Source organism: Nostoc sp. DedSLP03, assembly GCF_034530815.1.
Taxonomy (GTDB): Bacteria; Cyanobacteriota; Cyanobacteriia; order Cyanobacteriales; family Nostocaceae; genus Nostoc.
The window spans coordinates 82,844-109,049 of sequence record NZ_JAVRCK010000006.1 but is presented as its reverse complement, the minus strand read 5'-3'; the positions used below and the strand labels follow the sequence as shown (position 1 = coordinate 109,049).

The 26,206-nt window shown below is 41.4% G+C and carries 30 protein-coding genes and 2 pseudogenes; 13 read left to right on the top strand and 19 right to left on the bottom strand.

Annotation, left to right across the window (positions count from 1 at the left end):
- The 7 genes from RM368_RS04755 to nagA all read right to left on the bottom strand — a co-directional run bounded on the left by RM368_RS04755 (position 1) and on the right by nagA (position 5,810).
- Positions 1–357 carry a DUF4288 domain-containing protein gene (locus RM368_RS04755; RefSeq protein WP_322692984.1) on the bottom strand — a complete coding sequence of 119 codons (357 nt, stop codon included), beginning with the start codon at positions 355–357 and terminating at the stop codon, positions 1–3.
- A gap of 19 nt (positions 358–376) precedes the next feature.
- The gene (locus RM368_RS04750; RefSeq protein ID WP_322692983.1) at positions 377–724 is read right to left on the bottom strand and encodes a DUF5615 family PIN-like protein; all 348 of its coding nucleotides are present in this window, start codon (positions 722–724) and stop codon (positions 377–379) included.
- Positions 721–1,041, bottom strand: coding sequence for a DUF433 domain-containing protein (locus tag RM368_RS04745; RefSeq protein WP_322692982.1), 321 nt, complete (start codon positions 1,039–1,041; stop codon positions 721–723). Before RM368_RS04745 ends, RM368_RS04750 begins: the two co-directional genes overlap by 4 nt.
- Before the next feature lie 100 nt (positions 1,042–1,141).
- On the bottom strand, positions 1,142–3,226 hold the full coding sequence (locus RM368_RS04740) for a tetratricopeptide repeat protein (protein ID WP_322692981.1): 2,085 nt from the start codon (positions 3,224–3,226) through the stop codon (positions 1,142–1,144).
- A complete protein-coding gene (locus tag RM368_RS04735) occupies positions 3,198–3,827 on the bottom strand; it encodes an NB-ARC domain-containing protein (RefSeq protein ID WP_322692980.1) in 630 nt (209 codons plus the stop codon). The genes RM368_RS04740 and RM368_RS04735 overlap by 29 nt, the downstream gene beginning before the upstream one ends.
- Positions 3,828–4,133: 306 nt before the next feature.
- Entirely contained in the window at positions 4,134–4,541 is a 408-nt protein-coding gene (locus RM368_RS04730; protein WP_322692979.1) for a hypothetical protein, read from the bottom strand.
- Positions 4,542–4,622: 81 nt separating this feature from the next.
- Positions 4,623–5,810, bottom strand: a complete 1,188-nt coding sequence (nagA, locus tag RM368_RS04725; RefSeq protein ID WP_322692978.1) for an N-acetylglucosamine-6-phosphate deacetylase — start codon at positions 5,808–5,810, stop codon at positions 4,623–4,625.
- A gap of 145 nt (positions 5,811–5,955) precedes the next feature.
- Between nagA and purE the strand changes: the two genes are divergently transcribed.
- The 3 genes from purE to RM368_RS04710 all read left to right on the top strand — a co-directional run bounded on the left by purE (position 5,956) and on the right by RM368_RS04710 (position 7,878).
- The gene (gene purE, locus RM368_RS04720) at positions 5,956–6,474 is read left to right on the top strand and encodes a 5-(carboxyamino)imidazole ribonucleotide mutase (RefSeq protein WP_322692977.1); all 519 of its coding nucleotides are present in this window, start codon (positions 5,956–5,958) and stop codon (positions 6,472–6,474) included.
- A 171-nt stretch (positions 6,475–6,645) separates the two neighbouring features.
- On the top strand, positions 6,646–6,945 hold the full coding sequence (locus RM368_RS04715) for a putative quinol monooxygenase (RefSeq protein ID WP_322692976.1): 300 nt from the start codon (positions 6,646–6,648) through the stop codon (positions 6,943–6,945).
- Positions 6,946–7,098: 153 nt separating this feature from the next.
- Positions 7,099–7,878, top strand: coding sequence for a class II glutamine amidotransferase (locus RM368_RS04710; protein ID WP_322692975.1), 780 nt, complete (start codon positions 7,099–7,101; stop codon positions 7,876–7,878).
- A gap of 194 nt (positions 7,879–8,072) precedes the next feature.
- Here the strand turns inward: RM368_RS04710 and RM368_RS04705 are convergent, their stop codons facing one another.
- Together RM368_RS04705 and RM368_RS04700 are read right to left on the bottom strand one after the other, a co-directional pair.
- Positions 8,073–8,609, bottom strand: a complete 537-nt coding sequence (locus RM368_RS04705; RefSeq protein ID WP_322692974.1) for a hypothetical protein — start codon at positions 8,607–8,609, stop codon at positions 8,073–8,075.
- 153 nt (positions 8,610–8,762) lie between these two features.
- Positions 8,763–8,933, bottom strand: a complete 171-nt coding sequence (locus tag RM368_RS04700) for a hypothetical protein (RefSeq protein ID WP_322692973.1) — start codon at positions 8,931–8,933, stop codon at positions 8,763–8,765.
- Between the two features lie 452 nt (positions 8,934–9,385).
- Between RM368_RS04700 and RM368_RS04695 the strand changes: the two genes are divergently transcribed.
- From RM368_RS04695 to RM368_RS04680, 4 genes are all read left to right on the top strand, one after another.
- On the top strand, positions 9,386–10,585 hold the full coding sequence (locus RM368_RS04695; RefSeq protein ID WP_322692972.1) for a sulfate ABC transporter substrate-binding protein: 1,200 nt from the start codon (positions 9,386–9,388) through the stop codon (positions 10,583–10,585).
- Between the two features lie 252 nt (positions 10,586–10,837).
- Entirely contained in the window at positions 10,838–11,698 is an 861-nt protein-coding gene (cysT, locus tag RM368_RS04690; protein ID WP_322692971.1) for a sulfate ABC transporter permease subunit CysT, read from the top strand.
- Positions 11,685–12,560 (top strand): sulfate ABC transporter permease subunit CysW, encoded by an 876-nt coding sequence (cysW, locus tag RM368_RS04685; RefSeq protein WP_322692970.1) that lies wholly within the window; start codon positions 11,685–11,687, stop codon positions 12,558–12,560. Before cysT ends, cysW begins: the two co-directional genes overlap by 14 nt.
- Before the next feature lie 149 nt (positions 12,561–12,709).
- Positions 12,710–12,976, top strand: a complete 267-nt coding sequence (locus tag RM368_RS04680; protein ID WP_118168346.1) for an NIL domain-containing protein — start codon at positions 12,710–12,712, stop codon at positions 12,974–12,976.
- Between the two features lie 107 nt (positions 12,977–13,083).
- On the opposite strand, the gene RM368_RS04675 is transcribed toward RM368_RS04680, so the two are convergent.
- Positions 13,084–14,595, bottom strand: a complete 1,512-nt coding sequence (locus tag RM368_RS04675; protein WP_322692969.1) for a hypothetical protein — start codon at positions 14,593–14,595, stop codon at positions 13,084–13,086.
- Between the two features lie 767 nt (positions 14,596–15,362).
- On the opposite strand from RM368_RS04675, the gene RM368_RS04670 reads away from it, so the two are divergent.
- Complete coding sequence (locus tag RM368_RS04670; protein WP_322692968.1) at positions 15,363–16,028, top strand: NIL domain-containing protein; 666 nt, start codon at positions 15,363–15,365, stop codon at positions 16,026–16,028.
- A 22-nt stretch (positions 16,029–16,050) separates the two neighbouring features.
- Positions 16,051–16,383, top strand: coding sequence for an NIL domain-containing protein (locus RM368_RS04665; RefSeq protein ID WP_322692967.1), 333 nt, complete (start codon positions 16,051–16,053; stop codon positions 16,381–16,383).
- A gap of 6 nt (positions 16,384–16,389) precedes the next feature.
- Here RM368_RS04665 and RM368_RS04660 read toward each other — a convergent pair whose 3' ends face one another.
- Together RM368_RS04660 and cysE are read right to left on the bottom strand one after the other, a co-directional pair.
- A complete protein-coding gene (locus RM368_RS04660) occupies positions 16,390–16,980 on the bottom strand; it encodes a Crp/Fnr family transcriptional regulator (protein ID WP_322692966.1) in 591 nt (196 codons plus the stop codon).
- Between the two features lie 174 nt (positions 16,981–17,154).
- Positions 17,155–17,880 carry a serine O-acetyltransferase gene (gene cysE / locus RM368_RS04655; RefSeq protein WP_322692965.1) on the bottom strand — a complete coding sequence of 242 codons (726 nt, stop codon included), beginning with the start codon at positions 17,878–17,880 and terminating at the stop codon, positions 17,155–17,157.
- Positions 17,881–18,107: 227 nt separating this feature from the next.
- Between cysE and RM368_RS04650 the strand changes: the two genes are divergently transcribed.
- Positions 18,108–18,578 (top strand): Rrf2 family transcriptional regulator, encoded by a 471-nt coding sequence (locus RM368_RS04650; RefSeq protein WP_322692964.1) that lies wholly within the window; start codon positions 18,108–18,110, stop codon positions 18,576–18,578.
- Positions 18,579–18,596: 18 nt separating this feature from the next.
- On the top strand, positions 18,597–19,559 hold the full coding sequence (gene cysK / locus RM368_RS04645; protein WP_322692963.1) for a cysteine synthase A: 963 nt from the start codon (positions 18,597–18,599) through the stop codon (positions 19,557–19,559).
- Positions 19,560–19,849: 290 nt separating this feature from the next.
- Here the strand turns inward: cysK and RM368_RS04640 are convergent, their stop codons facing one another.
- Positions 19,850–20,536 carry a cadmium resistance transporter gene (locus tag RM368_RS04640; protein ID WP_322692962.1) on the bottom strand — a complete coding sequence of 229 codons (687 nt, stop codon included), beginning with the start codon at positions 20,534–20,536 and terminating at the stop codon, positions 19,850–19,852.
- A gap of 233 nt (positions 20,537–20,769) precedes the next feature.
- Here RM368_RS04640 and RM368_RS04635 point away from each other — a divergent pair, with 233 nt between their 5' ends.
- A complete protein-coding gene (locus tag RM368_RS04635) occupies positions 20,770–21,432 on the top strand; it encodes a cadmium resistance transporter (protein ID WP_322692961.1) in 663 nt (220 codons plus the stop codon).
- 204 nt (positions 21,433–21,636) lie between these two features.
- Here the strand turns inward: RM368_RS04635 and RM368_RS04630 are convergent, their stop codons facing one another.
- The 4 genes and pseudogenes from RM368_RS04630 to RM368_RS38695 all read right to left on the bottom strand — a co-directional run bounded on the left by RM368_RS04630 (position 21,637) and on the right by RM368_RS38695 (position 24,005).
- Positions 21,637–23,226 carry a glycoside hydrolase family 57 protein gene (locus tag RM368_RS04630; RefSeq protein WP_322692960.1) on the bottom strand — a complete coding sequence of 530 codons (1,590 nt, stop codon included), beginning with the start codon at positions 23,224–23,226 and terminating at the stop codon, positions 21,637–21,639.
- A gap of 326 nt (positions 23,227–23,552) precedes the next feature.
- Positions 23,553–23,712, bottom strand: a pseudogene (locus RM368_RS04625) (IS5/IS1182 family transposase); the annotation flags it as partial.
- Positions 23,713–23,754: 42 nt separating this feature from the next.
- A pseudogene (locus tag RM368_RS04620) lies at positions 23,755–23,919 on the bottom strand (hypothetical protein); the annotation flags it as partial.
- The gene (locus tag RM368_RS38695) at positions 23,889–24,005 is read right to left on the bottom strand and encodes a hypothetical protein (RefSeq protein ID WP_416212211.1); all 117 of its coding nucleotides are present in this window, start codon (positions 24,003–24,005) and stop codon (positions 23,889–23,891) included. The gene RM368_RS38695 and the pseudogene RM368_RS04620, both read right to left, overlap by 31 nt.
- A gap of 17 nt (positions 24,006–24,022) precedes the next feature.
- Here RM368_RS38695 and RM368_RS04615 point away from each other — a divergent pair, with 17 nt between their 5' ends.
- Positions 24,023–24,223, top strand: a complete 201-nt coding sequence (locus RM368_RS04615) for a hypothetical protein (RefSeq protein ID WP_322692958.1) — start codon at positions 24,023–24,025, stop codon at positions 24,221–24,223.
- Positions 24,224–24,410: 187 nt separating this feature from the next.
- Here the strand turns inward: RM368_RS04615 and RM368_RS04610 are convergent, their stop codons facing one another.
- Both RM368_RS04610 and RM368_RS04605 read right to left on the bottom strand, forming a co-directional pair.
- Positions 24,411–25,205: a pentapeptide repeat-containing protein gene (locus tag RM368_RS04610; RefSeq protein ID WP_322692957.1), complete on the bottom strand. Its 795-nt coding sequence runs from the start codon at positions 25,203–25,205 to the stop codon at positions 24,411–24,413.
- Positions 25,206–25,355: 150 nt separating this feature from the next.
- Positions 25,356–26,111, bottom strand: coding sequence for a Uma2 family endonuclease (locus RM368_RS04605; protein WP_322692956.1), 756 nt, complete (start codon positions 26,109–26,111; stop codon positions 25,356–25,358).
- Positions 26,112–26,206: the final 95 nt, after the last annotated feature.

Genomic DNA, 26,206 nt, shown 5'->3' with positions numbered 1-26,206 from the left:
TTACTCTTGAGATAATAATGGCTCAAATGACTGGTAAGCCTGATAGTTCCGAAAATGTCGAGCATATAAATCAACAATATCCTCAGATGAATCAAAGTCATCATACAAAACTGAATTCACGTCTACTAATTGCTGCAATGACCAAGTAATAGTTTCTCCATTTTCATTTGTATAGCTGACACTTTCATTTTTACCATGATTCAAAGCTTTTGCTTTTGCTTCCTCTAAAGAAGTGGCTTTAATCAAAACAAAGCTTTCTTGGTACAAAGATTGATAATCAGGTTTATCTGAAGATGATTTGTAGAGAATTATAGCAATATAGAAGGATTCTGCTTTATTTGCACTTTTAGTTTCCATATTATGTTCTCCACAGGTCTTATAAAGGTAAGTATTGAACACGATTACTTAATTCTTCAAGATAGGCTGTTTTAGCAATAATTTCTAAATCACGAACACAATCGCCAACAGTAACTCTGAGTTTATGAGCATAAATAACACCAGCAAAATTTATTTGTTTGTCTTGACGATGGTTGGCTTCAGCTAAAAAATCGTCATCTTGGGAAAACAAAACACGCTCAAGTTCTGTCGCACGGTCAAGTATAAGAGGATCGGGAAAGCTAGTCCGCCCATCTTCTTGTACTGTTAATACATCTACACCCCGAATCCGTAATCCATCTGTAATTCCTCGATGGACATTTTCATCAATATAAAGAGCAATGCTCATTTAATTAATCCTTCTACACGCAGTCTTTTTGCTAATGGAGATTCTCCTGTTTCTAAACGTAATCTTTCCGCATACTCGAAACGTTGCTGCATATCAGCATCAATTTTTTCTTTATGTTCCCAATAATAAGCTAAAGCAGAATAAATCTGGCTCATGCTCAAATGTGGATATTGAAAATGTAATTCTTCTGGACTCCAACCATAAGCATGAATGGAAGTAATTAATTCGACAACTTTCATTGATGTTCCTTTAATGAAAGGAATATTATTTTCATTAACTAAAATATGTTTATATTCAGTGGTTGTTGTTTGAGTCATAATTTTTACGTTAAAGGTTTTATAGTTGTTTTAATTCCTTACCAATTAGAAAGCTAATCCAAACTTAAATTTATGTTCATCACTATTCCTACACCTTATTTTACCGCCGAAACCAACTGCGTACCCAACGCCACAACCGACGCAACCAACGCCGTAAATTACGACGAGAGACTACAGGCGTTTTTGGTTGAGAAAGACGCTCAATTGCATTGTTGCAATCTTGCACATTAGCATCAAGTCCCATTGTTTGATATAGTTCACGGGCATTGCGATAAGCACCCAGCGCGTCTGATTCTCGGTTGAGGTTTTCTAATGACAGACCTAAGTTAAACCATGCGATCGCTTCCCCATTGCGATCGCCTATCTTTCTTTTGATTTCCAAAGACTGCTGCAAGAACTCAATCGCCCGTTGGTACTGTCCCAGGGAGTTGTAAGCATTGCCCAAACCGATTAAGGAAGCACCTTCGCCATTGCGATCGCCTATCTCCCTTTTGATTTCCAAAGACTCTTGGTAGAACTCAATCGCCCGTTGGTACTGTCCCAGGGAGTTGTAAGCATTGCCCAAACCGATTAAGGAAGCACCTTCGCAATTGCGATCGCCAATTTCCCTAGCTATATCCAAAGACTGCTGAAACAACCCTATCGCCTCTTGGTACTGCCCTTGAGATAAGTAAGCAAGACCCAAATTAGCTAAGGATTTGCCTTGTGTATTGCGATCGCCTATCTCCCTAGCTATATCTAAAGACTGCTGATAGAACTCTATCGCCCGTTCATACTGCCCCAGAGAGAAGTAAAAATTGCCCAAATTAGCTAAGGATTTGCCTTGTGTATTGCGATCGCCTATTTCCCTAGCAATATCCAAAGACTGCTGTAAGAAATCTATCGCCTGTTGGTACTGCCCCAGAGATAAGTAAGCATTACCCAAATTAGCTAAGGATTTGCCTTCAGTATTACGATCGCCTATTTCCCTAGCAATATCCAAAGACTGCTGTAAGAAATCTATCGCCTGTTGGTACTGCCCTAGAGATAAGTAAGGATTACTCAAATTCATTAAGGATAAGCCTTCAGTATTGCGATCGCCTATTTCCCTAGCAATGTCCAAAGACTGCTGGAAGAAATCTATTGCCTGTTGGTACTGCCCCAGAGATAAGTAAGCATTACCCAAATTCATTAAGGATTTGCCTTCAGTATTGCGATCGCCTATCTCCCTAGCAATGTCCAAAGACTGCTGGAAGAAATCTATCGCCCGTTCATACTGCCCCTGGTATAAGTAAGCAAGACCCAAATTCATTAAGGATAAGCCTTCAGTATTGCGATCGCCTATTTCCCTAGCGATCTCCAAAGACTGCTGGGAGAAATCTATTGCCCGTTCATACTGCCCCTGATAATTGTAAGCATTACCCAAATTCATTAAGGATAAGCCTTCAGTATTGCGATCGCCTATCTCCCTAGCAATGTCCAAAGACTGCTGATAGAAATCTATCGCCCGTTCATACTGCCCCTGGTATAAGTAAGCAAGACCCAAATTCATTAAGGATTTGCCTTCAGTATTGCGATCGCCTATTTCCCTAGCGATATCCAAACACTGCTGATGAAACTTAATTGCCTGTTGGTACTGCCCCAAAGAGTTGTAAGCAAGACCCAAGTTATTGAGAGCAGCCGGATAATTCGAGTTTTCTGTCTCGCTAGTTTTTTCCCAGGCTTCTATTAATTGCCCGTATAAATCAACTTGATCGCTGTAATAGCCCCGCAAGGTCAAAAATTCAGTGCAGAAAAGAATGCTATCAAATGCCGAATCATACTTTTCTAGTTGAAACCAGTGATAAAAAACTTCTAGATATCCCTTAATATCTTCTTTAGTCTGCCAAGGTTGTTGTTTAACATTCAAAAGATAGTAATTGATAGCTCGTTGATGCACTTCAGTTTGATCGCCAGCCTGATACCGTACATATTCCAAAACCACAGGCTGAAATTCAAATCGCCGCTTCCCATTAAGCTTTTCTATTAACAAAGAACGCTTAACCAGATTCCTCAATTCTCCTTCAATCTCTGGTGCTGAACTTCCCGGCAACATGGCCACGGCTGCGGCACTCTCAACCGCACCACGATAAACACTAATATTCAGCAATAACGCCTTTTGTAACTCATTCAACCGATTAAAACTGGCATCCAACACCACCGCCATGTTCCACCCATGCTTGGAAAAAGTCGCCGTAAAATAGACTTCCCCACTGTCTATCAGGTTGTAATAAACTCTCCAGGTTGTCAACGATCAGTAAAAATTGCCCAGAACGTAAACACCTAACTAGCGCCTCTACTAACTGCGCTTCTTGTTCTGGAACCGGAAAGCCAAATTCACCGAGGACTTGGCGGGCTAAATCGCTAAAACCTGCGCCATAACTAACATCAGCCCAAAATCGCTTTGGGAAACCGACAATTTCATCATAAATTTTCGTAGCCAGCATCGATTTACCTGTGCCACCGATGCCTTCTATACCAATTAAAAAAGTATTTTCATCAGTTAACCATTGCTGTATTTGGGCGATTTCTGCTGTTCTTCCTTGCCAGTAAGCCAAACTTTTACCGGGATTCCCTGCTTTGAGAACCCCCGGCGATTCTGGTGGAGAGATTTGTTGCAATCGCTCTAGTACTGGTTCTATTCGGTCAACAATAATTTTGACTTCTGCTGCATTTATCTGTCCAACTTGAGTTACCTTACTGTCACCGTAGGCAGTGAGATTCATTTCAATATTGTTCGAGTTACTGGGGCTGGGTTCCTCTGCCATTGCTTACAGTAGGTAAAAATTTTGCTTGATATTGTGGCAGTGAACTCGGAAGTTCGTGTTCAGAACTCGGCCGTTCCTGTTTAGAACTCGGCCGTTCCTGTTTAGAACTCGGCCGTTCCTGTTTAGAACTCGGCCGTTCCTGTTTAGAACTCGGTCGTTCCTGTTTAGAACTTGGCCGTTCCTGTTTAGAACTCGGCCGTTCCTGTTCAGAACTCGGCCGTTCCTGCTCAGAACCCGGCCGTTCCTGCTCAGAACTCGAAACATCAAAATTTTTAGGGTGGGCAGTACTCTATCCACCCTATTCAATTAAAAACTTACTTGGTTTGCGTCAATTTTCCCAACTTGCTTCACCGTACTTTGGTCGTAAGCATTAGCACTGACCTGAATATTGTCTCCGGGTTGGTCAGTCGATGCTTGTAAAATTTTAGCTATTTCCTCTGCAAGTGCTGTATCCGCTTCTAAAATCTTCTTAAGTTGCACTCGCAAACTTGCTTGTAAATCTTCATCTTCTGGCTTTTGTGCCACATCCGTTGCTGCTTCGTTTGCTGCTTCTTTAGCCTCTACTTTGGGATGTAACTTAGCCCAAATAGCTTTGGCTTTATTCCAAACATCCTCACCTACTTTCTGAGATGCTCCTTCTACAGCTTTATTGCCCACATTTAACAGAAATGGCAGACAGGGAGCGAGAAATTTAACGAGTAAAGCTATATCCATTGGTTTATGATGTCTATCTCACAAATGTACATTTTTACTAAGTATATTAACGCTTCTTTCCCTGTCACCTTGAAGCGAAATTTAGCCCAATAATCGCTGCCAAGTTAATTCTTTTCTCATTTCATCCCAATGCCAGCGTAATAAATTAGCGGGTTGACTCTTGGTAATTCCAGGCAAACCAATCGCTCGTCTAGGTGCATCCGTAGCTAGTAAAATGGCAGTCTCCACATCACAAATCCCCCACTTCAGCAAATTCTGCACTCCCACTAATAAGGGTAAAGTCGTTCCTGATAAAGTGCCATCGGCTAGTCGTGCCGTGCCGTTTTTAACTTCAATTTCTCGACTGTCCCAAGGATACACGCCATCGGGTAGCCCCAGAGGTGAAAGGGCATCGCTGACGAGGAACAGCCCTTTTTCTTCATAGCTAGCGCGGAGTAAAATTTGCAGCATCGTGGGCGAAACGTGTTCGCCATCAGCAATAAAACCACACATCACATCAGAATGGGTAATTGCTGCCCCTAATAATCCTGGTTCGCGGTGATGCAATGGTGGCATGGCATTGAAAGCATGAGTTACCATCGTTGCACCAAGTTCAAAAGCAAGTTGCGCTTGGGCTGATGTTGCCTGAGAATGTCCTAAACTAAGGGTAATTCCCAAAGAACGCAAATATGGAATTACTTCGCCAGTGGGATCTAACTCCGGCGCTAAAGTTATGACTTTTACGACGTGGGCATAATCTCCCAAAACCCGCTTTACCTCGTCAATTGTTAAGGGTAATAAGTACTCTGCTGGGTGTGCGCCGCGCTTATGGTAATTCAAACATGGGCCTTCTAAATGGACTCCGAGAATCTTGGCAGATGACCTCACCCCCAACCCCTCTCCGTCAACGGAGAGGGGAGTAAAATTAGAAATCACAGCAAGCGATCGCTGAATATTTTCTACTGAAGTTGTTACAAGTGTCGGTAAAAATGCATCTACCCCGACATCCCACAAAAATTGCGTTATTTTCTGGAGTACATGAGCATTTTCAGCCGTTAAATCAGGAAATGCCAAACCCAACGCACCGTTAATTTGCAAATCAACGCCACCCAATGAAATCCAGTCACCTGCAACATCGATCACAGATGCACAGATGTCTTTCCCGACTGTATCCATTGGCAAGATTTGCTCAATTATGCCCTCTTGATTAACCAAGAGCATCTGCAAATCTTTGTAACCAGGCACTCTAGCATTGATAATATCTACAGGATTTTGTGTTGCTTGAGTCATCACACTAACGAGAAGAGAGTTAAATCTGATTTTAGATGCAACTAACATCAATGAATCAATTCAAACAACGCCAATCAATGAGATGATAATTGGCATAACCTAGCTCAACTAATTTTTAATTTTTAATTTTTAATTTTTAATTATTATGACTCCCCTAGTTGGTATTATCATGGGCAGCGATTCCGATTTGCCCACTCTGAAAGATGCGATCGCAGTTTGTGAAGAATTTGGCATTGAGAGCGAAGTAGCGATCGTTTCGGCTCACCGCACCCCAGAACGTATGGTGCAATATGCTCAACTTGCACACCAACGCGGTATTAAGGTAATTATTGCAGGTGCCGGTGGTGCTGCCCATCTACCTGGAATGGTAGCGTCTTTAACTCCCCTTCCTGTGATCGGTGTTCCTGTACCCACTCGGAACTTACAAGGTGTAGATTCTTTGTATTCTATTTTACAGATGCCTGGTGGTATTCCTGTGGCAACAGTAGCGATCGGTAATGCCAAAAATGCCGGTCTTTTAGCAATACAAATCCTCGCAACTCATCAACCAGAATTGTTAGAAAAAGTGCAACAATATCGTCAAACCTTATGTGAATCAGTAATTGCAAAGCAAGCAAAACTAGAACAACTAGGTTACGAGCAATATTTACAGCAGATGTTTTAATAAATATTAATATCAGAGCAGCAGGGAAGATGAGGGAGACAAGGGGACAAATCAATTCAAAATTCAAAATTCAAAATTCAAAATTAAAGAACTTCTGCCTTCTCCTGGCTCCAGCATAGCTGCCTTCTGCCTCCTCTTTCCCCATGCCCAATGACAAATAACAAATGACAAATGACAAACCAAACTATTCAGATTGTTGCCCATATTATTGCTTTGCCTAACAAAGTAGAAGAACTAAAAGCTGTACTGTTGGAACTTATTGAGCCAACCCGTCAGGAAGCAGGTGCGATTGAGTATAAACTTTTGCAAAACCAATACGATCCAACAGACTTTACTTTTGTAGAAGAGTGGACTTCTCATGAAGCCCTGAATACTCATATGGATTCACCCCATTTCCAAGCAGCAGCAGCTAAACTTGAAGGTTTAGTGACTGCTGCACCAGATATCCGCCGCTACCATCTTTTGGCATAGTGCGATCTTGCTAACTTGAAGCAGACTCTTTATTTTTGGCGATAATTTGGCATATCTCAGCCTGAAATTCTAAGATTGAAGCGATCGCTCCAGAATCAATGCAGCATTCTGAAGTATCTTGATCCTGAGACCTTAGTCAAAAATTGAGAGCTAATGTGCCAATTGCTCGGAATGAATTGCAATGTTCCAACGGATATTTGCTTTTCTTTTGAAGGGTTTTCTGCACGGGGAGGAAAAACGGATGACCATCGCGATGGTTGGGGCATTGCTTTCTTTGAAGGAAAGGGATGTCGAATGTTTTTAGACGCTCAACCTTCTGTTGCTTCTCCGGTAGCGGAGTTTGTGCGGAGTTATCCCATCCACTCAACCCATGTCATAGCCCATATCCGCAAAGCTACTCAGGGCGAAATTGCCCTACACAATTGCCATCCTTTCCGCAGAGAATTGTGGGGTCAGTATTGGGTGTTTGCCCACAACGGTAATTTGCCAGATTTCGATCCAGAAAATTTGGGCTTTTATCAAGCCGTAGGTGATACCGATAGTGAAAAAGCATTCTGCACGATCCTAGAAACATTGCGATCGCGCTTTCCTTTAGGTAAGCCCGATATCAAGGAATTGTATTTTGTGCTGCAAGAAATTACTGCTGTAATTGCGACAGTAGGTATATTTAATTACTTATTATCAGATGGAGAACACTTTTTTGCTTATTGCTCAACTAAACTCAGCTACATTGTTCGCCAAGCGCCCTTTGCTGCTGCCCATTTAATTGACCAAGACATGACCGTAGATTTTCGGGAAGTGACTACTGAACGCGATCGCGTCGCTGTCATTGCTACCACACCCCTGACTGACAATGAAATTTGGACACAAATTCAACCAGGGGAATTACTAGTTTTTCAGGACGGTTTGCCCATAAAATATGCATTAACTTAATCCCACATTCCGCACTTCATTTTGTAGTGCAAATACTAGTACTAAGAAGTACAAGGTTAATTAAATAAATACATATAGAGGATCGGGAGCGATCGCATACCGAGAAGATCCATTTCCCGACATCTCTCCTAACAAGCGACAGTATTAACAACACTGTCGCCCTTATCTTTATTGAATTAATTCATGAAATCGAACTATCTAGCGGTGACAAGCTGACCCGTAAAGAAGAATGACCCTCCATTTTGTCCATTACCCTGTAGTGGATTACTTTTTAGATCAAACAGGCGAAGCTCAATTGTCCCTTCTACTGTTTGAGTTATCGGATTAAAAGCAGCTCTATAATCATTTCTTGCAATACCGGTACCGCCCTTGTTTGAGAGGCTAAAGTTGAGTGCCCTACCTGTAATCGCCTTCTTTCCATTACACGCCCAAGTACCTTGAGAAGTGGTAAAAGGATCAAACTGACCTGAAACACCACCTTGGTTTGAGTCACTACTAATCAAGTTGCCTTCTTCAGTAAGAGTTATCAGCGCACGTGAAGCAAACTTTCCTGCTTCATCTTTAATTGTCGTTAGGTATGTACCAGCGACAAACTTTCTGCAAACAGCCTGTTTAGAATTAGTATCAATTACAGATTCAGCTTTTGCTTTATGAATGTTGCAGATATCCAAAATGCTCACTGTGGAAAGTACACCAATTGTCAATCCAATCAAAGTTTTACGAATTTTCATGATAAACAATAGTAAAAAGATTTATGAAACGTAAAAATTATACATTAAACAAAAAACAATCTTGATAAATTTTGGTTAATTTTTGATTAAAAAAGACGTAACCACTGCCCAACACTCTAACGAGAACTATTAACATCAATTTCTACCTTTTCATCAATTGCTATTACTAGATAGAGCCATCAGCGCTCGTATTAAAGCATTAACATCAATTTCTACTTTTTCATCAATTGCTATGTCTACACCACTTCTAGCCACAGACGATAACATAGCCAAACTCGCTGCTGCTCCCAACACCTGCTCGGTAATTTCCAGATATCTCTGCAACTGTTCTAAATTCTGAAATTATTTCAACTGTCTTACTGCCTTGACAAATCAATTAAGGCTTCTGGTTAACAGAAATAGTTTTATCAGCAACAATTCAAAATTCAAAATTGAAGAGAGTTACATAAGGGGATTTAAACCCCGGCTGAAACTCAGCTACATGTGACGTTGCGGGTCTTAAACCCTTTAATTTACGATAAATTATTAACTAGCAAGTTGCTTGATGTCTTAGGTGTCGAATTGCGATGCCTACGGCGAGCTGCGCCTATGCAATTTGATAGTTGAAAGTAAAAGCATTTTTAATTTTTCACAGAACTGGTAAAATCACCATGTTCTCGATAAAGAATGTGAGGTTTTTTGGTGTTTGCAACTAGATAGATGGAATCATCCAGTATGATAAACACTATATAACTGTATTCCCATCGATTATTTGTGGATTTAGTGGAGGAAATAGAATGAGTTTGTGGCAACGCTTACTGAAAAGATTACAAGCGATGTCTTACGACAAGCTGCTAGCCTATGGCAACGCCAAAGGCGAACGCATCTACGCGTTCAATAGAATGTATCGGTTCAAGCTAAATTCGCTCAAAGGCTTTGTATCACTCTTTTTGGTAGGTACTGTATTGAGTGTAGCCCTTGCTGCCTGCTCTGGTGGAGAAACTGGGAGTACTTCTTCCTCTGAAACCCCTGCTGCTAATGCTACTCCTGTGGCTGCAAGCAAAGATAATGTTGAACTAACTTTAGTTTCCTTTGCTGTCACCAAAGCCGCTCACGAAGCAATTATTCCTAAGTTTGTAGAACAGTGGAAAAAAGATCGTAATCAAACTGTCGTCTTTAAGCAAAGCTATGGTGGTTCTGGTTCCCAAACTCGCGCTGTTATCGATGGTTTGGAAGCAGATGTTGTTCACTTAGCACTAGCTGGAGACACCACAAAGATTGAGAAGGCTGGATTGATTCAGCCAGGATGGGAGAAAGAAGTTCCCAACAATGGTATTGTCTCCAAATCTGTTGCAGCAATAGTCACTCGTTCCGGCAATCCTAAAGGCATCAAGAACTGGCAAGATTTAGCCAAAGACGGTGTGAAATTGATTACTGCTAACCCCAAAACTTCCGGCGGTGCTAAGTGGAATTTCTTAGCACTATGGGATTCTGTAATTAAAACAGGTGGCGATGAGGCGAAAGCTACTGAATTTGTGACCAAAGTTTACAAAAATGTGCCAATCTTGCCTAAAGATGCGCGGGAAGCTACTGATACATTTGCCAAGCAAGGGCAGGGAGATGTCTTAATCAACTACGAAAACGAAGTTCTTTTGGCACAACAAAAGGGCGAGAAGGTTGAGTATGTCGTTCCCGATGTAAATATATCCATTGACAATCCGATCGCTGTGGTAGATAAAAACGTCGATAAGCACGGAACCCGCGAAGTTGCTGAAGGTTTTGTGAAATACCTCTATAGCCCAGAAGCACAGCAAGAGTTTGTCAAATTAGGATTCCGTCCTGTGGATGAGGCTTTAGCTCAAACCAAGGAAGTCACTGACAAATTTCCTAAGCTGAAAACTCTGGGTACAGTTGCAGACTTGGGCGGTTGGGAAGCAATCGATCAGAAGTTCTTCGCAGATGGGGGCGTATTTGACAAGATTCAAGGCAAAAAATAATTTGTAATACTCGCCAAAGGCGAGAAGCAAGCTACGTAATTCGTAATTCGTAATTATGACTCCACAACTTTCTTTTCTCCAGAATTAAAAATAGTTGGTCTGTGGTTGAATTACGTTAGCGTAGCGGTAGCGAGTCCGCGTACTCTGTAAGAGTTGCAAGCTACGCTTTTAGCGTCTCGTAGAGAGCGTCATTAGCAATTACGAACACTGGCAAAAAGCTCCTTGTGAATTTTAAATTTTGAATTTTTCACTATGACATCTGTATCTCCTTCTGTGGAAGTTGAACGCAAAGCGCCATTCTGGAAGAGATTGGGACGAGTTCCTTGGACTTGGCGAATCACCATTGCATACCTGACGGTGATGTTGTTTGTCCCCATAGCTGCTATGTTTCTGAAAGCAGCTACAGAACCTCCATCTAGGTTTTGGGCGATCGCAACCAGTGATATCGCACTAGCAACATACAACGTAACTTTTGTGACGGCAATATTTGCTGCCTTACTCAATGGCGTATTTGGAACTCTAATTGCTTGGGTTTTGGTTCGCTACGACTTTCCCTTCAAGCGCTTGATTGACGCCACAGTAGATTTACCCTTTGCACTACCAACTTCTGTAGCAGGGCTAACCCTGGCAACAGTTTACAGCGATAACGGCTGGCTAGGTTCGCTACTAGCACCACTGGGAATAAAGGTATCTTTTACCCGCACAGGAGTAGCGGTAGCAATGATATTTATCTCACTACCTTTTATTGTGAGAACTGTGCAACCCGTGCTTCAAGAAATGGAACATGAAATTGAAGAAGCCGCCTGGTGTCTGGGTGCTTCTCAATGGCAGACCTTCTGGAAAGTGATTTTGCCACCTTTATTTCCCACGATTTTAACTGGTGTTGCCTTGGGTTTCTCCCGTGCAGTTGGGGAATATGGTTCGACTGTGATTATTTCTTCCAATACGCCCTTTCAAGATTTGATCGCACCTGTACTGATTTTCCAACGGCTAGAGCAGTATGACTATTCTGGTGCAACAGTAATTGGCATAGTTTTACTATCAATTTCCTTGGTACTGCTATTGGCAATTAATTTCTTACAAGGATGGGCAAGGCGATATGACAGTAGATAAGCCAAGTTTTCACTCATCTGCATCTGAGACACATACGGCCAAGCCGAAAGAGCAGAAGAGTTGGGTGCCAATAGTTTTAATTGGGATAGCGATCGCTTATTTAGCCCTAGTTCAATATATCCCGGCAATTAACGTATTTTTCCAAGCCTTTGGTAAGGGTGTTAGCCCGTTTCTGTCCAACCTGACGCGACCAGCTTTTCTCCATGCAGCTTGGCTGACACTGTTATTAGCTGTGATTTCTCTACCTTTAAATACGGTATTTGGTTTATGTGCAGCTTGGGCGATCGCTCGTCATAAATTTCCTGGACGCGCCGTAGTTTTGAGCATTATCGATCTGCCCTTTTCAATTTCGCCCGTAGTTGCAGGGTTAATGATTGTCCTACTTTACGGCCGGAATGGGTGGTTTGGCCCTTGGCTTCAAGCCCATGATATCAAGATTATCTTTGCCTTTCCAGGTATGGTACTAGCTACAGCCTTCGTGAGTATGCCCTTTGTGGCGCGGGAAGTGATTCCGGTTTTAGAAGAGTTTGGTAAGGATCAAGAAGAAGCTGCTAGAACTCTAGGTGCGAAAGATTGGCAGATATTTTTGCGCGTCACCCTACCCAGTATCCGTTGGGGTTTACTCTACGGTTTAATTTTGACCAATGCCAGAGCAATGGGTGAATTCGGAGCGGTTTCAGTGGTATCTGGCAACATTGCTGACCAAACCCAGAGCCTACCACTGTTTGTAGAAGACGCTTACAAACAATACGAAACTGAAGCGGCTTTTTCTGCAGCTGTACTGTTAGCGTTGTTAGCAGTAGTAACCTTGGTGCTGAAGGAGATTCTAGAACGGAAAACCCGCATTAAAAATGTTGAATAGAAAAATCAAGCAATTATAGTTATCTTTTGAATAAGATACAAGCAAATCATGGGACATGGTACGATCTACCTAGTACCTATCAGTAAATTACCGTTAGGGTTAAAAGTAGTTCTGTACCAATCCCGATTAGGGATTGAAATAACTCAGATATGGCTACTGACAATACACTTACCAATAAACGGATTCGACTCAGAATTCCTAAAGATTATCACCAGGAACCTGTTATTTCTCGCCTGGTGTCTGACTACGGACTGACTGTGAATATCACGGCAGCGATTTTGGGAGCCAATGCTGTCGGAGATGGTTGGTTTGACCTTGAACTACAAGGAACAGATGCACAAATACAAAGCGGGTTAACTTATCTTCGCGATTTGGAATTGGAAGTCTGGGATGATACTAAAGCAAGCGATTGGTAAGATTTATCTGGTTTTAAAAGAATTGTAACCCGCAGATACCCGATTTTATAAAAGTTGTAGGGGATCTTGTTTTTGATGAATGATTCAGAATTGCTGTAGTGGTTTGTCTACAAAAGGGTATACCAAATACCGTTATCATTTTGACGTAAAATACGGTATCTTCCTTGAAGAAATTCTAGCATTTTTGGAAAATTTTTTTTGATAGTAGGTTGCTGAATATAATCAATAAAAATATAAGGAGGCTTAGATGAATCTAACTCTTCTAGAAGTTTTGTCCATTGCTCAGGCAGAAAATATTCAAGTGCCCAACCACGTAGTGATGTTGCCTGAGTCCGATTGGAGAAGTAGTAAATAGATGGATCGCCAGCTACATAAATCTTACCAGGAAGACTTTCTGGTTGGGAGATAAATTCAGCCTCTGAACGAAGAGATGGATATTTTTCTCTAAAAACAGTCTGATATTTGAATCGTGCCTCTTCAGTTAAAGCAAAGTTATTATTAACCAGAACAACACTCTTTTTTATCAAAGTGTGCGATAAAGGGAAGAAAAACAAAAATATCAGCAGAATTGTCGTAAATGGGGAACTCAATTTTATTAAAGACTCCCATAAAACATCTAATCCTTTAGTAGCTAAAATACCTAAAGGTACAAACAATAGTAAATAATGGTATTCCCAAAATGCGCCACGTTGTAGAACAATCACACCCCAAGCAAAAATACACCAAATCACAAGTAGCAAAGTCAATATATTCTTAGACTTACGCAATGATACATCTACTGCAACAGTAGCGGCTAAAATTAGAGGGTAAAAATTATTTAAGAACCATTTGATTCCTGCAAAAAGCCCACTTGGGTTAAATTGGGAATTAGCAACAATCCGAGGTGGATATAAAAAGAATGTCTGATACAAAATTGGTAAACTATTAAACCAGGCAAAATAGCTAACAATACATAAAATAGGAAATATAATCCCCATAAAAATGGTAATAAAGATTTCTACAAATACTTTTGAAATTGGCTGCCGTTTGATCAGCAAAGAATATATCAAAATAGTTAACCAAAAGGAAAGTAATATTAGTAAAAGTATTAATTTAAATGTGATGACAATTCCACCAATAAAGCCTGATAGTAAAAGTATAAAAAATGCTTTTCTACCTTCATATTTAAAAGATTGAGAAGTTAACCAAACACAAGTAAATAAAGGCAAACTAACCAGTGCTTCCACTTGAGTAAGATGCCAAGGCTGTGAAACAGTATAGTAAACGCCAACTGTTAACAAAGGTACTAGACTTGCGATTATCGGATGCTGAAAATAGCTTTTGAGACTCAGCAACAATATTATAGACAGAAACACCATATAAATAAGTTCAAAGAGATGGATACCAATCTCATTAAAACCAAATAAAGTTCCTGCTAAAAAGTAAAAGCAAAAAATCCCCGGTTGCTTCACATCCCAGAAATCACGATAGAGTAACTTTCCTTGTTGCATCTCCAAAGCACCAAGCCGAAAAAATGCTTGATCTCCGTCAAATGGAAAAGGTAAATGTATAAGACCAATAATCACAATACAAATCAAAACTAAAAAGTCAATCTTATTTAATTTAGTAATATTAATCATCAATTTTTATCATGAAAATTTAAGCGACTATTATACAGTCATTAATATCCTAACAAGGTAAAGATCAAGGCAATTTTAGGATATGAACTTAAAGTTTAAAGTTTCTGCGATCGCGTCAACACTGACTTTTCATTTTATTAAAAATTAGCTGAAGTACCAAAAATATTTAAGTAAGTAGGCAGAAACAAATTAAAGTACATTAAATAATGTAAAAAACATAATTTTTCTCTGCTTTGAAGGCTCTAGCCCTACTTTGAGGGCTAGAGCCGCTTAATTTAAACCTTTAATTATTAACACCGTTCTACTTCTCACAAGAGATGGCAGTTATTGCTGGAGGAAATAAGTATGAATAAAAACTTTCCTTCCAAGTAGAGCATCTAACATCGTCCACTGCCTAAGTCTCAAGTTGCGCGTGGATTACTTAAACTGGACTACCTCTATGAAAGCTTTTGGTATTATATTTTGAGAGAAATGTCAACCGTATTAACCTCAAGCTAGTCAAAATATAATAAGTTTGATTTACGTTATTTTACCCATTGTATTTTTTCAGTCTTTGTGAGAGTCTCCTTTACATAACAACTAAGTTCATAAAATCGATAGAGTTGCAGTAGTTTAATAAAAGCTAGAAATATGAAAATTTTTATGAGGCTAACATTCAAGCAGGCACAGTTGAGTTGTGGGGGCACGACATCTGCAAGATTCTCTGCCGAACCTAAAAATTGCGTAGGCGCAGCCCGCCTTCGGCATCGCTATTGGGAATTAATCTGATGTCTCAGAGTAAATCTGTAGAACCTGCTTCAGTCCACAGTCGAATTCTCGTACCTCAACGGTATAACAGGCAACCTGTAATTTCTCGACTGGTTTCTCGTTATGGTTTAACCGTCAATATCAAAGCTGCATCCTTGACATCCGAAAATGACAGCGATGGCTGGTTTGATTTGGAACTTTCAGGAAATCCTCAAAAACTGACAAATAGCCTATCTTACTTGCAAGAATTGGGAGTGAATTTACTGCAACTAGCGATCACTAACCAAATTCAACCCAACCAGCACACTCTACCTTTCCCAAATTCAGCTAGCAAATTGAGTCCCAAAGACTCTGCATGGCTGACAAATAAATGGCAAGAACAATTCCAGCAATGGATTTCTCAAGGTCAAACCAATCGATTGCGGTTACAACTGTGCGTCTTAAAATCTTATTACCAAGAACCAGTAATTTCCGAGTTAGTTTCTGGTTATGGACTAACAGTCAATATTACCAGTGCTATACTTCAACCCGATACGCAAGATGACGGCTGGTTTGACTTGGATTTGTGGGGCACAACAAAACAACTCTACTCTAGCTTGAGTTATTTAGAAAAACTGGGACTACCGATTTGGCTAGATTTGTCTAGCGTTTATAGCGATATCTACGACGGGCTACGCCTACGCTAATTAATAAAATCATCACTATCTAATGTCAGCACTAAATAACCAAAAAACCAATTTTCAAAACAGATTATCACTGGTTTCTTCAGTTTCTGAAAAAAACCAAATCACTCAAATTCGTCTGCGGATACATATTCCCAAATGCTATCTGCAAGCGCCCGTGATTTCGCAGTTAATTTCTACTCACGGCTTGGTAGTTAATATTACCAAGGCTATGCTACAACCAAATGCAGAAGGATGCTTTGACATTGAACTGCGGGGAACAGTGCCACAAATTTCTAGCGGTTTAGCTTACCTAGAATCCTTGAATCTTAGAATTGTGGGCAAGCCGAATGCTGACGGCGATAGCTGGTTTTACTGAAATAATCTAAATTTCGTAGTACCAAATTTCTTCTTCTTTAAGAACAATTCGATGTAAGGAGAGGCGATCGATCAAGCCCTCTTGCTCAAACTGCCCAAGAACACGAGTGATTGTAACACGAGTTGAACCGACCATTTCTGCCAGGTCTTCATGAGTCAGACGCATATCTATTAAACGTCCCTTCTCAACTTCCGAACCAAACTTTTTAGATAACCATGCCAATAGCTTGATAAGCATAGTATCCACTTTTTTATGGCTACGAATAATCATCAATTCTTGAGCCTGTTGGATATGGGCAAGCAGAGTTTCTGTTAGTTCAGTCCATTCTTCTAGAGGTAAAACTGTTGCCTCCACTTTAGTTAGGCATTCCATCTGATAAGGTTCTAATTTTGACAACCTTTTACCAACGACATCTCCAGGACCCCACAATCCTAAAGCAACAGTTGTACCATCTTCCAGATAGCTAAAAGTTCTTACAAAACCCGTTTCAATCTTCCAAAGGTCGTTATGATGCTCTGGCAGAAATGATCTACGGGCAAAAAGTTGCTTAGTATTGTTACTGTTTGAACTAGATAAGCTTGTGTACAAAGACACCATATATATAAAACTATTCTCCGATAAATTAACCGTAGTATTACATTTATATCAGGTTATAAGAACCTATGGGTATTTTAAAGAGGGGAGCAGGGGAGGCAGGGGGAGCAGGGGAAGAATAACTCATGCCCCATGCCCAATGCCCAATGCCCAATGCCCAATGCCCCATTCCCAAAATTAAATTCCCGCACCATCAAGAAAATCTTCAATCATCCCATCAGAGTTCTTGCTCTTAGGGTTGTCAGTTAATTCGTCGCCAAGCTCAGTTGGGGACAAACTTGATTGTTCCAACTGCTCAAACTGTTTTTCTAGAGACTTGACGCGTTCAAATAAAGCACGGATAACTTCAGCTTCTACGTCGCGGACTTTATCATGATCCAGAACATTGCTATTTAAGTTGTTCTGACGAGTTACGCGCCCTGGAATCCCAACTACTGTAGTGTTACTGGGAACATCTCGTAGTACCACAGAACCGGCTCCGATACGGACGCGATCGCCAATTTGAATATTTCCCAATACTTTCGCACCCGCTCCCACAACCACATGAGAACCTAAAGTTGGATGGCGTTTGCCGCTTTCTTTCCCAGTCCCGCCAAGGGTGACACCTTGATAAATCAAAGCATAATCGCCTACGATCGCAGTCTCGCCAATCACAACTCCCATACCGTGGTCAATAAACACTCCCTGGCCAATTAATGCCCCAGGATGGATTTCAATTCCGGTTAAAAACCTACTAAGATGAGAGATGAGTCTTGGTATGAAAGGAATTCCAATTTTATACAGCCAGTGCGCCAATCGATGAAACACTAGAGCTTGCAGTCCAGGGTAACAAAACAATACTTCTAGCCAGTTACGGGCTGCTGGGTCACGCTCAAAAATGGTTTGCAAATCAGTTAGTAGCATAGTCTGTTGAGATTTTTATTGGTGGGTGAGGCTCTAAAAGCAGAAACTTACGATGATTCCCAAAAAAAGATCGAGTCCTTATATTGGGAATTGTGTAATATCTAAATCTACGGTAAGTCGATAGAGTATAGTGTTTTTGTGGGTAATAAGTGGGATGCTATCACATTCCACTGTTGAAAAAAATTAATTTCGCATAAACTGCGATAAGTCCCTCAATTCACCGTAGTATGTTGAGTACAGTGTTGAATAGCCAAAACTACGCTCTCTTGGATCTGTCTTCCAAAGTGGAATACGCGCTGCTGGCACTCTTAGAACTGGCAAGCCACCACGGACAAAAACTTCCTTTAACCATGAGCGAGATTACTGCCAAGCAACCCATACCTGAGCGCTATCTGGAACAAATTTTGACCAACCTCCGGCGTGCTGGTGTGGTGCAGAGTCAACGCGGCTCTAAAGGAGGTTTCGTTTTAGTTCGGGAACCTTGGCAGATTACAATACTTGAAATTGTCACTTTGGTTGAAGGCGAGCGGAAAGAGAAAGATACCTCTAACTCTCCGACTCTAGAAAAGACTCTGGTTTATGAAGTTTGGGAGCAAGCTAATGCTGCCTCAATAGAAGTTTTGGGTCGTTATACACTCCAAGACTTGTGCGAGGAAAGAGAAACTCGCGCCCAGCAGAGTCCAATGTATTATATTTAGACACGACGGAGTACCCCCATGCAGATAGCGAAAGATATCACAGAGTTAATCGGCCGAACTCCTTTAGTTCAATTAAACAAGATTCCCCAAGCTTCAGGAGCGGTTGCTCGGATTGTGGTGAAGCTAGAAAGCATGAATCCAGCATCTTCTGTGAAAGACCGGATTGGCGCGAGTATGGTGGAAGCGGCAGAAGAAGCAGGCTTGATTCACCCCGGAAAAACTGTTTTAGTAGAGCCGACTTCTGGAAATACAGGAATTGCGCTAGCAATGGTGGCAGCCGCCAAGGGCTACCATCTCATTCTAACGATGCCTGACACAATGAGCCACGAAAGACGATCCATGCTCAAAGCTTATGGCGCTCAACTAGAGTTAACGCCAGGGGTAGAAGGGATGCGAGGAGCGATCGCTCATGCAGAACAGCTTGTCGCTAAAACGCCCAATGCTTATATGTTGCAGCAGTTCCGCAACCCAGCTAACCCGAAAGTTCACGCCGAAACCACAGCTGAAGAAATTTGGAATGATACCGATGGAGAGGTAGATATTCTCGTGGCGGGAGTGGGTACTGGTGGGACGATTACGGGAGTTTCAGAAGTTATTAAAAAACGGAAGCCGAGTTTTCAAGCGATCGCAGTTGAACCAAGCAACAGTCCGGTATTAGCAGGCGGTAAATCAGGGCCTCACAAAATTCAAGGTATCGGCGCGGGATTTGTCCCAGCAATTTACCGTTCAGAACTGGTAGATGAAGTGATTCAGGTAGCAGATGAGCAAGCGATCGCTTACAGCCGTCGCCTAGCAAAAGAAGAAGGATTGCTATCAGGGATTTCGACTGGCGCTGCTTTATACGCGGCTATTCAAGTGGCACAACGACCAGAAAATGCAGGTCGCCTAATCGTGATGATCCAGCCTAGCTTCGGCGAACGCTACCTCAGTACTTCACTGTTCAAAGATCCAGAGGAGAATGAGTGGTTGAGTAAAGTTTGATTCAGGTGGGGTCTCAATCCCCATCAGTTAAGCCCAAAATCCTTGCTAGAGACGCATTAGCAGAGCAGGACGTTAGCGTAACCCAATCCAATTTCGCGTCTCTACAGGTCTAAAAGATGAAACTTCTACTCAGTCTCGCGTCAGCCTAATTGAGCAAGTTGTATCTTAGATTCAAGAATCTTTAAATAAAATGTTTCTGGGGGCATAGCACTAAAATGCTTCTATGCAGGAAATCTGAAAGTTAATAAGTCCTCATTCCTAATCTACTAGAATTTAAAATTATCGCCAATTTAATCGTTAGTTTCATTATTTTTTACCAAAATCATCAAACAGATACTACTAGCAGCTAGCTTTATTGGACTTAAAGCTTCGCTTTTTAATACAATAAAAACGCCTAATCCGATCAGAATAAAAGGCACAAGATTATTAATATAGTGAGTCAATACATCAGCTATAACTCTGTTGTTAATTAATTTGTATGCAACGTAGCACCAAACTCCTAACAAGAGAAAAAATAATCCGATAATTACCAAAAAACTCTCTAAGTTGCAGCTAGCAAATAAAGGCACGTAGACACTAATATTATCGCTACCATTGGCAATTGTAACGGCTGCCACACTATAAGCTTGAGGAGAAAAAAAGCTAGTAATTGTTGATGCTTCAGCTTCTTCTGTGGTAGCTATAATTTCTTTTGATGAATCTTCTTCCCGATTCACTAAGCTACTGATACCTATGGAGATTGGTAGTAAACCAAGTAATCCAATCCAGTTTTTTGATAAAACTAACCCACCAAATAAACCCGAAAGGCTAAGAATTAACAGAACTGTAAAACCGAAAAACTGGCCAGCAACTATATGTCGGGGGCGAAAATTAGCACTTATTTGAGAAAAAAATAATAATAAAATGACAATATCATCAATGTTAGTGGCAATGAACGCAATTAACCCTGTAGTAATTGCAGTAACTAACTCGTTCATATTTTAAGATAAAGAAGAATTGAGGAGTCAGTAATAATTACTGTGTCATTTTAAATCTAAGTTGTACCAGAAGGTTAAAATAATTCGTGATTGATAATGACGCGCGAATATTTCGTCAATAATTACGAATTACGTTAGCGTAGCGGTAGCGAGAAACGAGCGTCATTACGAATTACGAATTACGAATGAGTGAATTTGGTATGGTGGTAAATCGTAGATTCTAAAAATCCAGCATGAGTCAGCTAGGGACAGCCTTCAGTGAAGGGATAATTGCCTTCATCGCCACTAACATAGATGACATCATTATCTTGTTAATATTTTTTTCACAGGTAGACGGTAATTTTCGGCGGCGGCATATCTTACTCGGTCAATATCTGGGTTTTACAGCCATTATCATCGCTAGCTTACCAGGATTTTTTGGTGGATTGGTTGTACAGCGGGAATGGATAGGATTGCTAGGACTACTACCAATAGCAATTGGTATTCAGCAATTAATATCTAGAAAAGAAGAAACGATAACAGTTCAGACAGTTAGTAGTGATTTTAGAGAGCCTACACCTACGAACCCAGTATTATCTTTTATTTTGAGTATTTTGCACCCCCAAACCTATAAAGTGGCAGCAGTAACGATCGCTAATGGTGGTGACAATATTAGTATATATATCCCTTTGTTCGCTGGTCATAACCTTGCAAGTTTGGGAGTAATTTTAGGTATATTTTTTATCATGGTAGGGGTTTGGTGTGCGATCGCTTATTTTTTAAGCCGTCAACCTGCCATTGCTAATATTTTAAGTCGCTACGGTAAAGCTGCCGTACCTTTTGTGTTAATTGGCTTGGGTCTATTCATTATGTATGAACGAGGTACATTCACTCTACTACCTTGGAGCAGAAGTTAATTAACGTTGGATTTTGAATGCTGGATTTGAGATTGAACGATGAAAATCTCAATTTGAAATCTTAAGTCAGGCTAATTTGAATGGTGCTGACCTCAGTATATTTGGTAAAATACTTGTACTGAGCTTTGCCGAAGTAAACGCTCCTTACTACTAAAATAGGGTGAGCATTGCCCACCCTACTGCTGTTGATTACTTTGTGTGAGACTATAACGGACGGTAGACGCGATAGTTGATTTCGGGGAAGATATTATCCATTAACTCGACTTTTTCCAACCAACCACTGTCAACTTTGCCGATTTTAACGTCTTCATAGAGCTTATTGAAACGCATCAGGTGCGATCGCGTCCGTCTGACTGCATAGGGTACCATCGTTCCTGTCCGCATAATAAATGCCCAGTCGGAAGATTGTGCTAATAACAATTCCCGCGCTGCTTGGTTCAATGCTTTCCACCCCAACTCATCTTCTGGTTCCAGGTGCGAGATTTCAATCATCCGTTCAGCAGCTTTGTGCAAATGCGGATAAACCCACGCATTCGTTTCATTCAACCAATACTCGTGGAAACCCTTGAAACCCCAACTAGACTGCGAAGGACGACAAACTTGCTGCGTCGGCTGCTCTCGCAAATAGTCTGCTAAATGGGTCATTCGATATGTTCCTTGGTCATACCACGACTTGCGGAATAGGTAATCGATGAACCAAGGGCCTTCATACCACCAATGTCCAAATAACTCTGCGTCATAAGGTGAAACGATAATTGGCGGTCGTTGCATTATACCATAGAGATGCTCTGATTGCCGCTCTCGATTATACATAAAATTAGCAGCGTGTTCTGCTGCCTTTTCCCTAGCCCAATAAGGATCGTAGAGCGCCTTATCTGAAAGACCTAAGCCACGTCCCGTAATTTTGTGATATTTAATGCCCGTGTTTTTTCGTTGACCATTGGGCATAATGTAGGGCTTGATGTACTCATATTCTGCTTCCCAGCCCAAATCTTTATAAAATTCCCGATATTCCGCTGCCCCAGGATAGCCCACCTCAGAAGACCATACCTGTTGGGAAGATTCATGATCTCGACCAAAGACAGCAACACCAGTTTCTGTATAAATTGGCGCATAAGTGCCAAAGCGCGGCCGGGGACGGGCATAAAGGATGCCATGCCCATCAGTGAGGAAGTAGCGTAACCCAGCATCAGCTAGCATCCGCTCTAAACCTTCATAGTAGCCACATTCCGGCAACCAAATGCCTCTAGGTGCTTGTCCAAAAGTTTGTTCGTAATGTTCGCAGGCTACCTGAATTTGCGCCCACACAGCTTGGGGATACATTTTCATCAACGGTAAATAGCCGTGAGTAGCGCCGCAAGTGATAATTTCCAGGTTGTTACTGTCTTGGAACTTCTTAAAAGCTGTCACCAAGTCCCCGTCGTAGCGTTCCCATAGCTGACGCGCTTCGCTAAACTCAGTTGCGTAATGTTCGGCTAAATAACGAAGATGCCCGTTGTTGACATTATGTTCTACTTCTAGTGCTACAAGTTCTTCTAGTTGAGCTAAGTGTAATTCATAGCGTTCTTGAAGCAGAGGATCGCGAAGCATCGACACTAAAGGGGGTGTCATACTCATCGTGATTTTAAAGTCGATACCGTCTCGCTTTAAGCCTTCAAATACTTTCAATAAGGGGATGTATGTTTCTGTGATGGCTTCATAGAGCCATTCTTCCTCCAGCACGTAGTCACTTTCCGGGTGACGAACGAAGGGTAGATGTGCGTGGAGTACAAGCGCGACGTAGCCGATAGCCATAGTGATTTTGGGGTGATACTTGTAAGTTGAAGGTTGAGAGGTTTGGCTGAAATTAACAATATTTTAAGACTTTATGGGAATCGTAAGAATAGTTTTCAATATGAGTTAAATACGGTGTTGTACCCCACATTCCGCACCTATAGCAACAGCCAAAATGGTTAGGACATTAACAGATGATAAAATTTAGACACAAAAAGGCTTTTCACCCAGTCCCCAGTCCCCAGTCCCTAGTCCCCAGTCCCTTGCTATCAAACTGGCACACAGAGAAAACAGTAAGTAAATTAAAAAGACTAGTAAAAATTGAGACAATAGACCTCCTGCACGAATCAAGAAGTATGTGCCAGTTCGTAGTTTAACAACCCAGCAATTAGATTTATGCGTAAGCCAAACCGCTTTCTACGGTTGCGATAAGTCCTGAGAAAATGCGAAAAATTTTGAAGCGGCGAATCGTATGTTCAACTCGTACCCGCAGTTTTGCTAATTGCGAGTTTCAACCCAAGCATCTAACTCTTTTGGAATCGTATGTTCAACTCGCACCCGCAGTTTTGCTAAGGTTTGATTATGCTGCTTTTTTGCCTCTGGCAACGCTTGCTGACGAGGCTTTTTGGTTGGGGTACAAGCTCCAGCATGACATTTAGCAAATCCTTGATAGCCCCGGTCAGCTAAACACAATTGTGACGAGACAAACGGCAAGCGGCTGCGTTTAAGTAGCGATTTAAGTCATGAGTTTTACCCGTGTCTACAGCAGTACAGATAATTTGTCCCGTTTCAAACTCCACTAATAGCTGTGCTTTGAGTGTATGACGCTTCTGCTTGCCACTATGAAGATGCTGCTATCTTCATTGTGCCAGTTGGCGATCGCCAACTGGCACACCGTCTAAATATTCATGCAGGAGGTCTAATCGAGTTCTCACCTGTAAAGCAAGATTGCATTTACATAAATTTATTGCTAAATATTCATGCAGGAGGTCTAATCGAGTTCTCACTCCTATTATGAATAGGGATGAGTGGCGAAATCCAAATACTTGGCTGGTTTCGATTGAAGAACTAGAAAGCGTTCTTCGTAGTAAAAATATTAATTTTCTGTCCAATGTTCCGAAGATATTCGGAAATATATCAAGGAACGCATATATTTGCTGCCACCAACTGCATCTTTGTTAGCAGATACGGAATTAACATCAGATTCAAGGGACACAATATGGGTCAACAACGATGCTGCCATCTGGCATAGTAGTATTGCGGAAGAAGGAACCTCGCATTATGGGGAGAAAGAAGAACTTAGCTCCAGTCAGGTTAGCTCCGGGCAAGTTAAGACCTCCCATTTGGAGGCAATCTAGGTTAGCGTCCCTCAAGTCGGCATAACTCAAGTCAGCCCCATCCAGAATAGCACCACGCAAATTAGCACCACGCAAATTAGCGCCCCAGAAATTGACTTCTCCCAAACCGGACTCTTCCAAGTTGGCATCACTCAAGTTGGCGTAGGGCAAATAAGCCTCTCGCAAGGAAACTCCACGCAGATCGGCATCTCTCAAATCAGCATGGTGCAAAACAATATTATAGAAAACTCTCTCACCAGCAGCGTAGCGCCTGAGAAAGTCCTGGGTACTAACAACCCTTATGGGATCATTTTCAAGACTCCCATCTGGCATAGTGGTATTACAGAAGAGAGCAGCTTCCAAAATAGTGGAACTCAAGTTGGCACCACGGAGATTGGTATCAATCAAATTGGCACTACTCAGTTTAGCGCCAGTCAAGTTGGCATTGGTCAGATCGGCACCCATCAAATTGGCACTACTCAGGTCGGCATCAGCCAAGTTGATACCTATCAAATTGGCATTAATCAAGTTAGCACTATAGAGCCAAGTCCCTTCTAGGTTAGCGCTACTCAGGTTGGAATTAGTTAATTCGCTATGACCCAAACTGATAAAACTGAGATTGCCTCCACTCAAGTTAATATCAACCAAGTAAGCACTACTCAAATGAGATTCTCTAGCTGGCAGTTCAATCCCACTAAAATTTCTTTCTCCAGCCTTGTACTCTCTGAGCAGATTGTCAACAGCAATTCACCCCAGGCAGGGTGGTTCAGGCAAGTCTTCGTCCAATTTTATCCAATCGTCATCAACCATAAATTAACTCTTAGGGTCAATACCTGCGTTTCGCAAGCGTTCTGCCAATATTGCAGCCCGTTGACGTTCTTGTTCTAATTGTTGGTTTGCTTGCTCTAATTGTTGGTTTGCTTGCTCTAATTGTTGGTTTGCTTGCTCTAATTGTTGGTTTGATTCTTCCTCTGGCAACATAACCAACTGTCTATCTGGTGTAAAGAAGCGTAATTTGCCCAAATATACTGCCAAATACAGCCCTAACTGCTGACTCCACAACCAACCAACCTCAGTGGGTACAAGGTCTTGATATTGCCCATCAACTAAGTGAAATCCCTGTAATTCTAGGTTATTTGGGTCAAACCAAAAGTAATCTGGAGTACGAAATGTATTCTGGTAAATTTGCTTTTTTAAACCTTTATCAACTGAGGCAGTGGAGTTAGATAATAGCTCAATAATTACATTGGGATATTTGCCATCTTCTTGCCACACAACCCAGCTTTTACGGTCTTTTTTCTCTGTATCTAAAACCACAAAGAAATCAGGGCCTCGAAATTCTTCTGACTTTTTCTGGTTGGGACTGAAATAGATTGTCAGGTTGCCGGTAGCATAAAAATCCTGACGATCGCGCCACCACCATTTAATCAGGCGGATAAGCAAATCAATTTGTTCTCGGTGTAAGTCAGATTCCAAGGGGGGTTCGTCACTAAAGATATCACCTGGTGGGAAAATTATACTCTCAGTGACATCTTCTAAACTAGCGGTGGCAGCAAGGGGCTGAGACATACAAGATAGTTTTTTATGTTTGTCTCTATGCTATCGTGACTAACCTTTGCATTATGAGTGCGTAGGTGCAGCCTGTTATAGACATCGCACTTTTT